The sequence below is a fragment of the Moorena sp. SIO3I6 genome, assembly GCF_010672095.1.
Genome location: NZ_JAAHHU010001369.1, coordinates 1 through 1381 on the forward strand (window position 1 = coordinate 1; position 1381 = coordinate 1381).

Sequence of the window (1381 nt, forward strand, 5' to 3'; positions counted from 1 at the left end):
GTGACTTCAGGAACCACTGTAACAGTACAAGTCACCATTGAAGAGCAAACCCCCATTACCTTAGTTTTACCAATCTTGCGACAATTGACTGGGATTTATTAAATATATAAAGGGAACAGGGAACAGGGAACAGGGAACAGGGAGCAGGGAACAGGGAGCAGGGAACAGGGAACAGGGAACAAACATTCTCTCAATTGATTTAGGATTGCTATATAACAGCATCAGCTGTGAAGTACCCCAACCTGCAACGCTCTCGAATGCGTTCGCGTAGCGTGGCCGTAGGCCACAGCCGACGCGGGGCGCGTTCGGGTTTCCCGCGCGCGTCCCCGATGCCCTGATTGACTGACAAAACTCCTAAACCCCTTGATTTTACCTAAAACCATTGCCAGGGTTGGGTTTCACTATCTTCAAGCCAATCTACGAAGCCAAAAAAGTCAATCAATCAGGGTATCTGACATCATTAGGATTTTATCTAGAATACCTGACCATCTGGGGAAAAGAGGGCAGAATTAACCCTGCACTGACCATTGCGATCGCAATCGTGCCCTCGTAAGGTATTGAGCAAATTGCCTTCCTTATCCCACAACTTAGCCGTTTTATCCTGTGAGGTAGTCACTATTGTGTTGCCATCTGGGGAAAATACAGCAGAATTAACCCTAGCAGAATGTCCGGCTAAGGTAGTGATTAGCTCCCCCTTGAGATTCCACAATCTTGCGGTGGTATCCTCTGAAGCCGTGAGAATTCTACTACCATCCGGCGAGAATACTGCACTAGTCACAGCACTCCTATGTCCCATATTGGCAGAGTAAAAAAAGGAGCGGTTATGAATTGCTGAATGGTAGACTCTACTCAGTACTTCTGAAGCCTGAGGCCCTTTCTTGTTAATCTTATAAGCAGCCTCGGCAAGGCGTAAAGCCATAGTAGGGTTTTTCTGGTTTTCTGGTAAAGACTCCTTTGCTTCTGAGAGAAGATAGTTTATTGTAGCAACTTTAGAGTTAATCTTAGCCCACGTGTTAGTCAACTTATTTTGCCTCTTTTGTTCAATTTCATAGATAAGAGTGCCAACACCCGCTACAAATGCTAGAATAACTCCGACAATCAATAATTTTTGTTTTCTAACTCTTTTCTTGTATTCTGCTAGTCGTGCTTTTGCTTCCTTTGTACGTTCCTCCTGCAACCCTAGGATTTCTGCTTCAGGCTAGAAGCCTGTGCCACGCTACTTGAGGTGCTATCAGCTATCAGATCAAGTACTTTACTCTCCTCGGGATACTTGATCAAGACCACTTTCCAACAGGTCGAGCATTTCTGTTAGCCATTTTCTAGCACTTTCTTCAGTTTCAAAATAGCGATTGGCATAGTCACCCACATCTTTCCAGGGAAA

The 1381-nt window shown here is 45.0% G+C and carries 1 protein-coding gene; it reads right to left on the reverse strand.

Translation table 11 applies throughout. From position 1 onward, the window contains the following. Window positions 1–472: 472 nt before the first annotated feature. Window positions 473–1177, reverse strand: coding sequence for a WD40 repeat domain-containing protein (locus F6K49_RS49400; RefSeq protein WP_075904932.1), 705 nt, complete (start codon window positions 1175–1177; stop codon window positions 473–475). Window positions 1178–1381: the final 204 nt, after the last annotated feature.